This is a genomic window from Schaalia sp. lx-260 (genome assembly GCF_021083645.1).
Taxonomy (GTDB): Bacteria; Actinomycetota; Actinomycetes; order Actinomycetales; family Actinomycetaceae; genus Pauljensenia.
Window position 1 is genome coordinate 360,449 of the sequence record NZ_JAJNRQ010000003.1, and the last position, 6,698, is coordinate 367,146.

Below are 6,698 nucleotides of genomic sequence, written 5' to 3' on the forward strand. Positions count from 1 at the left end.
TGTCATTTCTCCTTCAATTGATCTGTAATCGAACGGGATCCGCGTCCAATTGCCACGGCCCCCGATTGAACGATTTCTTTAATACCGTAAGGCTCTAGGGCGCGCACCAGAGCCTCTAATTTTGACAAAGAACCAATGGATTCAATAACAACCGAATCCGGCTGTACATCCACCACATGCGCACGGAATAAGTCAACGACTTGCAGGACACTGGTACGGCAGGATTCATCTGCGTGTACTTTCAGCAGCAAGAGGCGACGTTCAACACTGCCTTCGGGGTCAAGTTCAACGACTTTTAGTACGTTAACCAACTTATTGAGTTGTTTTGTGACCTGCTCGAAAGGCGAGTCCTCAACCGAAACAATAATTGTCATACGTGAGATTTCAGGATGCTCTGTTTCACCCACAGTTAAGGACTTGATATTGAATGCACGGCGAGCAAATAATGAGGCAACGCGCATCAGTACACCGGGTTTGTTTTCTACAAGCACCGATATGGTACGTAAGTGACTCATTTTCAGTCCTCCACTTCCCAATCAGGAGCCATGCCCTGAGCATAACGAATCTCATCATTGGATACACCTGCAGCGACCATCGGCCATACCATTGCATCTTTTGATACTCGGAAATCTAAAAGAACCGGGCGATCGTTTATGGACATGGCCCATTCGATTGCTTCATCTACTTCGTCAATAGATCGTATGGTTCGTGCTTCCATTCCATAAGCTTTCGCAAGCATTTCAAAGTTAGGTATCTGATCGCCTTCAACAGGATTGAGTGTGGTATTTGAGTAACGTTTTCCGTAGAACAGTGACTGCCATTGGCGGACCATCCCTAGCACACTGTTATTGATGAGGCATACCTTAATGGGAATATTATTTACTGTGCAGGTCGCAAGTTCTTGGTTCGTCATTTGGAAAGAACCATCCCCGTCAATCGCCCAAACGGTTGTGTCGGGGCAGCCTACTTTAGCGCCCATAGCCGCAGGAATACAGTAGCCCATTGTCCCTAATCCAGATGAGGATAAGAAGTGCCGTGGTTTTTCGTATTCGATAAATTGTGCGGCCCACATTTGATGCTGGCCTACACCTGTGACGTAAATAGAATCAGGACCTGCAATACGTGATAGTTTTTGCAGTACTTCTTGGGGTGCCATCATTCCATCTGTGGGTTCTGCCCATCCCATTGGGTAGCGGGCGCGTAAACGGTTGAGGTAACGCCACCATCCAGAAAGGTCAGGTTGCCCTTCTTCTTTTTGTGCGTGCAGAATCTCTTCGTTCAACGCGTCTAAGGCAGGTTTAAGGTCTGCCACGATTGGCACATCTGCTTCACGGTTCTTTGAGATTTCAGCGGCATCAATATCAACGTGGACAACGCGAGCGCGGGGAGCAAAAGAATCAAGGTTCCCTGTCACTCGGTCATCGAATCGTACTCCGAGGGCAACAATCAGGTCTGCACGTTGCAAGGCTCCTACCGCAGCCACTGTCCCGTGCATACCAGGCATACCTAGGTTGTGTGGATCTGAGTCTGGGAAAACACCACGTGCAGGCAGCGTGGTAACTACCGCAGCATCTGTAATTTCAACGAGTTGACGTAATTGTTCATAGGCTCCACTGCGGACAGCCCCTCCACCGACATAAAGGACGGGAGCTTGCGCGGAAATGATTTCACGGGCAGCTGCGCGTACTTGTTTCATGCTGGGTTTACATGCGGGTTTATATCCGGGCAAATCCAGCACTGGTGGCCATATGAAGTCAAGGTGAGCGTTTTGTGCTGATTTTGTAATGTCAACAAGAACGGGACCTGGTCGGCCTGTGGCGGCTAAATGGAATGCTTCGGCTATGCGAGCGGGAATGTCGGCTGCTTCTGTTACGAGGAAAGAATGTTTGGTGACAGGAACTGATGCGCCGACAATGTCAGCTTCTTGGAATGCGTCTGTGCCAATAAGGGAAGCGCCTACTTGTCCTGAGATCACAACGATTGGAACGGAATCAACATTTGCATCTGCTAGGGCAGTCATAACATTTGTCGCTGCAGGACCGGAGGTAACGATTGCGCATCCTACTTTCCCTGTAGCTAGGGCGTATCCTTCTGCAGCGTGTCCAGCTCCTTGTTCGTGGCGTACGAGGATGTGGCGCACTGTTGAATGCATCAATGGGTCATAAACAGGAAGGATAGCCCCACCAGGCATACCAAAAACTTCTGTAACTCCTAGCGCCTCTAGTGTTGCCACAATCGCTTCTGCGCCAGTCATTGTGCGGGTTTCGACAGGGTCTTTCACTGCAAGGTCCTCTCAATATATTCGGGTGGTTCTTAATGAAAAAGTCCCCTGACGCAGCTATTGCGTGGGGACGAGGCGTGCGAGCCACCCATTTCACACGGTAGGCGCCGCACGCCCACGTACGAGGACGCGCAGTCGACTAACAATGTGAATGTTGAGCACACAATAATCCTAGCGGGCTCACACTGATACTTGGTCCATGTCTCATACTTCAAGCCTTTTTGTAACCTACTAGGACGATAGACCGTTTTCTTCGGATGCCCTTTTGCCATACTGTATGTAATTTCATTGTCTATGTCGTTTATCAACTATGGAGTTGAACCGTCATGGTTACAGTCTTTGAATTGCTGGCTGAGCAGCCTATTTTGTTTCTTTTCCTCCTTGTGGGAGCGGGTATGGCTTTCGGTCATGTCAAGGTCCGTGGGGTCGGATTAGGGGCGGCCGCGGTTCTTTTTCTTGCAATTGCTTTAGCGGCGTGGGCAGAGGTTTATGACATTGAATTACGTGTGACGCCTCAACTTGGAACACTTGGTTTGACACTTTTTACTTTTGCTATCGGGATTAACTCGGGAGCTTCTTTCTTCCATAATCTGCGCACAGCTGTTGGGCCTTTATTGACGATGCTTGCTCTGTATGTGCTTGCGGCAGGAACTGGTTTATTTGTTGGCCAAGCTTTAGGTATGGATATTCCTTTAATTGCAGGGACTTTTGCAGGTTCTATGACGAATACTCCTGCTTTGGCTGCTGCAGGTGAAGCTTCAGGTTTGCTTGAAAGGGCAACGGTAGGGTATTCCATTGCTTACCTTTTCGGTGTCATTGGGATGATGGCTGCCGCTATGGCTGCTTTATCTTACGGCAGGAACGACAAGGATACTCCTAGCCCGATTGCAAACCGAACTATCCGTGTGGAGCGTGAAGATCATCCTTCAATTGGTGATCTGTACGAAAAACTTGAATCAAAAGTTACTTTCTCACGTCTGCGTCGTGGTGAAACCGGCCCGATTTCTCATCCTTCTTTGTCGGATACTTTAGATGCGGGTGACTTGGTTACTGTTGTGGGTCCTCGCGAGCTTGTTGCTCGTGTTGCTACAGAGCTTGGTCATTCTTCCTCACATTCTTTGACTCAAGATCGTTCATATTTGGACTTCCGGCGTGTCACAATTTCTAATCCACACGTTGCTGGACGCGCAGTGTCAAGTCTTGATATGGAGAAACAGTTCTCTGCTGTCATTTCACGTGTACGTCGCGGTGATGTTGATATGGTTGCTCAGCCTGAAACTGTGTTACAGCTAGGTGATCGTGTACGTGTTGTAGCTCCCACATCGAAAATGCGTGAGATCACGAAGTTTTTTGGTGATTCTGCACGTGGTTTGTCTGATTTGAATCCGATTGCTTTGGGTTTAGGGATGGCTTTAGGTATTGCAATTGGCGAGTTACCGATTCTTACACCTTCCGGTGAGTATTTTTCCATCGGTTCTGCGGCAGGCACTTTAATTGTGGGGTTAGTTTTTGGGCGTATTGGTCGTATTGGCTCGGTAGTCACGGCTTTGCCTTTTACGGCATGTCAAGTGCTGTCTGAGTTAGGTTTGTTGATCTTTTTAGCTCAGGCGGGAGCAAAAGCGGGTTGTCAAATTAGTGAGGCTTTCACTTCAGGTGCGTGGCTGAATATCTTCATCGTGGGTGCCCTGATGACTTCTATCATGGCTATTGGTTTGTATGTGAGTATGCGTTGGTTCTTCAGGATGGGTGGAACTCAGCTGTCGGGTTTGATTGGTGGCGTTCAGACTCAGCCCGCTGTTCTGGCTTTCGTAAATTCACGCACTAATGGCGACCCGCGTGTGGCTTTGGGTTACGCGCTTGTGTATCCGGTGGCTATGATCGCTAAAATTTTGATCGCTCAGTTCCTTGGTGGTTTATAGCTTCTGGACTACGGCACATATGCCGTTTCTTTGGTGCGCTTTGAGGAATTCTGGAGTTTTTCGTAGGGAGGCAGTTTCTTTCGTTGCCTCCCGCTTTTTGTTTTGACTCATTGTGGAAAGCACCTAATTTTCTTGCCCGCTTCTTCGTATCTGGTGACTTCCGTAGCGCTCGTATATCATCGTGAGGATTTATTACTTTCTTATGTCCTCACACGTATGCCTATTGGTAACGTGTCGTGATTTGTTACATGTGAGACTGACCAGCCATTTTTATTGGCACGTTACCTTTTCAAGTCATATGAATATGAAATAGGGTACCACATCGTGTATATGTGACACCCTAAATCAGGTCGGTGAAGCTGAATATTCTTCTATTTGGAGGAGGCGACGTTTTCCCTCGCTTGTTTCTAGAAAAACATTATTTACTTCGTGTGGACGCTCTTCCAAAAGATTCTGTTCATGCTTGCACTATTTTTCTTGAGTTTCTGTGATAAGCATAGGGACATTCACGGGACGCTCCATCAGCCAGTTACGATCTGTAAACATACGTGATATAGCCAAGCCAATACCGATTGCTGTGATGGTGAATGCCACGGTGAAAAGCGCCGCGAGTGCATCAGAAATGTCTCCATTATTCAGGTAAGCAAGTGAACGGTACAGAGGCACACCTGGAATCATGATTACCACTGCTGGAACTGACAGGGTGACACGTGAAAAACGAGTTTTCTTTGCAACTACTGTGGCAAGTAAACCTGCAGCTAAAGCTCCTAAGCCAACGGCTGCTTGCACTGGCATATGTACACCATCGACCAGGAATAAACGCCCTGTGTTAATGACGGCACCAATTCCAGCAGCAGCAGCACACACTTTATGCGGAGAATTGAAAAGCATAGCGAAACCGTAGGCGGCAACAAAACTGGTGATCGCACGCAGCAGATACAGAACTGGCAACGCAAGATGATAGTTATACGCAGGTGTCACTGACCAACTGAAAATAATAGAAACCGTCCATACAGCCATACCTGCACTCACAACAAGCATTGCCACATATACGAGGCGGGCAATCCCTCCGTGGAAATCATGTCGTACAAGGTCAATAATGCCTGTTACCAGCGGGAATCCTGGAACTAAGAAAAGGACTGCGGATATGAAACCTGCTTGATGTGTGGGTTCCAAAGCAAAAAGGGTTTGTGCTAAGGCAACTGTCGCAATGTAGATGAGGCCTGAAAAAGCGCCGCAAGCCATCCAGACACCGAAGTGATTAAAACGTCGATGCAGCATTTGGCGTCGTAAGAATTGGCCAAAAAATGCTGCAAGAGCAACGACGCTACATTCAACCCATCCCCCATGATTCAGGAAGGCGAAACTTGCGCAGGCAAGGCCACTGGCAAGGGCATTTGGAAGCCATCCATACAGTGGGCCGTGTTTTTCGATTTCGTCAAGACTACGGGCGACTTCTTCGACCTGTACTTTACGATCTTTCAATGATGATACGTAGTTGACCAGACGGTCAATACGGTCGGCGTTTACTCCCATTACTCGTTGTTCAGCAAGCTCTGTACGAAATGTACCGTTAGCGTAGGCTGTTGTCACAATTTCCGTGTATGTGACTTGTGCACGGTGTTCTTCAATACCAACAGCTTTAGCTAGGGCAGCCATTGTGTATTTGACGCGGTAGGCACTTGCACCAGCTGCAAGGAGCATTTGTCCTAGCCTGAGCACAACACCCGATTGCAGCGATAAACGGTCATGAGCGACCATGCGGTGCATTGTCAGGCTTGTACCCATATGCCCTGAAGACGCAGGAGCCTGTGATACGGGGCTGTCTGTTTGCTCAGACATAGGTGCAGATTGGTCATCTTTCTGTGTCATGTCTTTAGCATGACAGGCATTTTTACAAAAACCGAGGTCTTGAGTCTGATTCTGAGTGTGTGGTTTACTACCTTTGTTTTTTCCTGTGTGGGTTCTGTCGGTATTGTTTGGCGTATGCACTGTCCTGCGTGTTTGTTCACTGGCACCGTGTTTGTTCAGTGTTTTGTTCGCGTGCGCTCTGTTTGCTGCCTGTGTGGGTTGGTCATCGAAGGTGTTTGTGTCAGTGTCCCACGAGCAGCCTGTCCGCCTGTTTTGTTCGCGTGCGCTCTGTTTGCTGCTCGTGTGGGTTGGTCATCGAAGCTGTTTGTGTCAGTGTCCCACGAGCAGCCTGTCCGCCTGTTTTGTTCGCGTGCTCGCTTCTTCGCCTGCCATGCTTCTTTGCTGTTCGGTGTGTTTACTGCTTCCCGCACGCTAGGCTGTGTTGTGCTCTGGTGTGTGTGTTTTGTTCGCCGTGCGCGTGTTCGCTTCTTCGCGTGTTCGCCGCGTGTTTGTTCCACGTTTGTTCGCTTGTGTGCTGCCCAGCCGCGTGCCCTGCGTCTTTGCTGTTCGGCGTGTTTACTGCTTCCCGCACGCTAGGCTGTGTTGCCCCGCGTGTGTGTGCGTGCGCACGTTTGTGCGCCCCGTGC

4 protein-coding genes are annotated in these 6,698 nt (G+C 48.9%); 1 reads left to right on the forward strand and 3 read right to left on the reverse strand.

Annotation, left to right across the window (positions count from 1 at the left end; genetic code table 11):
- Positions 1-2 precede the first annotated feature (2 nt).
- Positions 3-515: an acetolactate synthase small subunit gene (ilvN, locus tag LRP57_RS05630; RefSeq protein ID WP_231205541.1), complete on the reverse strand. Its 513-nt coding sequence runs from the start codon at positions 513-515 to the stop codon at positions 3-5.
- A 2-nt stretch (positions 516-517) separates the two neighbouring features.
- Complete coding sequence (locus tag LRP57_RS05635; protein WP_331274743.1) at positions 518-2,281, reverse strand: acetolactate synthase large subunit; 1,764 nt, start codon at positions 2,279-2,281, stop codon at positions 518-520.
- A 326-nt stretch (positions 2,282-2,607) separates the two neighbouring features.
- On the opposite strand from LRP57_RS05635, the gene LRP57_RS05640 reads away from it, so the two are divergent.
- A complete protein-coding gene (locus LRP57_RS05640) occupies positions 2,608-4,200 on the forward strand; it encodes an aspartate:alanine exchanger family transporter (RefSeq protein ID WP_231205542.1) in 1,593 nt (530 codons plus the stop codon).
- A gap of 468 nt (positions 4,201-4,668) precedes the next feature.
- Here the strand turns inward: LRP57_RS05640 and LRP57_RS05645 are convergent, their stop codons facing one another.
- Positions 4,669-5,961, reverse strand: coding sequence for a threonine/serine ThrE exporter family protein (locus LRP57_RS05645; protein WP_231205566.1), 1,293 nt, complete (start codon positions 5,959-5,961; stop codon positions 4,669-4,671).
- Positions 5,962-6,698 lie beyond the last annotated feature (737 nt).